Genomic DNA, 1,880 nt, shown 5'->3' with positions numbered 1-1,880 from the left:
GCCGTTGCTGTCGTCGACCCGGTCCATCCAGCTGTGGTCCAGCGCCGTCTGCGCCAGGGCGACGATGCGGTCGTCGGCGGGCAGCAGTCGCTCGCGCAGCGCCATCACCGGGGGCAGATCCACCGAGTGCCAAGTCAATTCGCCGGCGACACCGGCGCGGTCCAGCCGCCAGAAGCTGGTCTGCAGGCCTTCGGCCAGCGCTACCACCGTCGCCTTCGGGTGCGCGGTCAGATAGCGCTTGGCGGCCTCGTCGAAGGCCACCGCGCGAAGCCCGTGGGATTGATTGGGCCGGCCGAACTTGCGGTAGTCGTAGTCGATCGCATCGAACAGGGTGACGGCCCAGGGGTCGGCGATCACCCCGTCGGAGCGTTTCGCCTCGCTGGCTCGGTTGTGCAGCGTCCACAGTGTGGTCGCCGAGACCCCGCCCAGCACATTGCCGTCTACCCAAGAAGCTGTCATTGGCTCAATCCTAAAGACGTGAGCCGCCGCCGACGTAGGCTCGGGTGATGGGGCGTGACGTGTTCGACGACAAGCTGTTGGCAGTGATCGGCGGGAACTCGTTGGGAGTGCTGGCGACGATCAAGCGCGACGGGCGGCCTCAGCTGTCGAACGTGTCGTACTACTTCGACGCCCGGAATCTGGTGCTGCAGATGTCGATCACCGAACCGCGCGCCAAGACCCGCAACCTGCGGCGGGATGCGCGGGCCGCCCTGCACGTCAGCTCCGACGACGGCTGGGCCTACGCGGTCGCGGAAGGTGACGCGACGCTGACCGCGCCGGCTGCCGCACCCGACGACGACACGGTCGAGGCGCTGATCGCGTTGTACCGCAATATTGCCGGTGAGCATCCGGACTGGGATGACTACCGCCGCGCGATGGTCGATGACCGGCGGGTGATGATGACGCTACCGATCTCGCACGTCTACGGCATGCCGCCGGGGCGGGGCTGAAAATCTGCGCGACGGCGCCGGGAAACCGGGCTAGTCTGCGGTCATGGCCGACACACCGGAGCGCGACGAGTCCGAGCCGGACACCAAACGTAAGTTCCGCGAGGCGCTGGAACGCAAAAAGGCCAAGGCCGCCGACGGCACCGCCCATCAGGACGGCGGCCGCAAGCAACCCCACCCGCACGGGCCGGTGGAGAACCGCCGCGAGTTCCGCCGCAAGAGCGGTTAGGTTCGCTGGCGGTTACTGGCGCGCAGTCCTCCGGGGAGCGATCAGCTGGTGGACCGAGGCGCGCTATCGGTCGCCAGCGCGCGGGCGGCGACCAACGCCACCAGCATGGCCGCGACCAGGTACAGTCCGGTGTCCTTGAGCCCCCAGCTGACCGACGCCAGGGTGGTCGCCCCGGCCACGCACAGCAGCAGGCCGACCGCGGTGCTGCGCGGTCCCGGTCGCGTCACCGCACCGCCGTCCCACAGCGGCAGCGGGCCGTTCTCCAGCGGCCGCAGTGCGACGAACGCACCCACCACCAGCACGGCCATCAGCGCCAGCTGCACCACCGACAACACGACGAAACCGGGGCCGGTCGGGTCGAACCGCGGGTAACCCAGGTAGTCGAACGCCAGATGCATGAGCAGCAGCGGCGGCATGTGCCACAGGTACAGCGTCATCGCCCCGGAGTTGCCGATCACGGCCAACCGCCACACCCGGGGGCGTTGGGCCCACCGAGTGATCGCCGGGGCGGCGGCGATCGCGAACGCGCACAGCATGATTGCGTGCCCGGCCAGCAGCAGTGACGGCGGCGCCATGTTCTTGAGCTGTTGGGTGTCGATACCAACCAGGCTCAGCTCATAGGGCCCGAAGACCAACAGTGCCAGGTTGACGCCGAACATCGCCGCACCGAGCAGCGCCGCGGCCCGGGTGGTCACCAACCGGCG

At 68.9% G+C, this 1,880-nt stretch carries 3 protein-coding genes and 1 pseudogene; 2 read left to right on the top strand and 2 right to left on the bottom strand.

Annotated elements, in window-relative coordinates; genetic code table 11:
* The coding region (locus tag ACN269_RS34820) for a class I SAM-dependent methyltransferase (RefSeq protein WP_421477601.1) at positions 1 to 459 on the bottom strand (459 nt) is incomplete at its 3' end.
* Positions 460 to 506: 47 nt separating this feature from the next.
* Here ACN269_RS34820 and ACN269_RS34815 point away from each other — a divergent pair.
* Both ACN269_RS34815 and ACN269_RS34810 read left to right on the top strand, forming a co-directional pair.
* Positions 507 to 950 (top strand): PPOX class F420-dependent oxidoreductase, encoded by a 444-nt coding sequence (locus ACN269_RS34815; RefSeq protein WP_421477599.1) that lies wholly within the window; start codon positions 507 to 509, stop codon positions 948 to 950.
* 43 nt (positions 951 to 993) lie between these two features.
* Positions 994 to 1,176, top strand: a complete 183-nt coding sequence (locus ACN269_RS34810) for a DUF5302 domain-containing protein (RefSeq protein ID WP_421477598.1) — start codon at positions 994 to 996, stop codon at positions 1,174 to 1,176.
* Between the two features lie 41 nt (positions 1,177 to 1,217).
* Here the strand turns inward: ACN269_RS34810 and ACN269_RS34805 are convergent.
* Positions 1,218 to 1,880: pseudogene (locus ACN269_RS34805) on the bottom strand (hypothetical protein); the annotation flags it as partial.

Source organism: Micromonospora sp. WMMD736 (genome assembly GCF_049179015.1).
Taxonomy (GTDB): Bacteria; Actinomycetota; Actinomycetes; order Mycobacteriales; family Micromonosporaceae; genus Micromonospora.
The sequence above is the reverse complement of the archived record's forward strand: the minus strand, read 5'-3'. Positions and strand labels throughout refer to the sequence as shown.

Excerpts from the sequence above, each read along its gene's own strand:
- ACN269_RS34815 (WP_421477599.1), top strand. The coding sequence starts at position 507 with ATGGGGCGTGACGTGTTCGACGACAAGCTGTTGGCAGTGATCGGCGGG.
- ACN269_RS34810 (WP_421477598.1), top strand. The coding sequence starts at position 994 with ATGGCCGACACACCGGAGCGCGACGAGTCCGAGCCGGACACCAAACGT.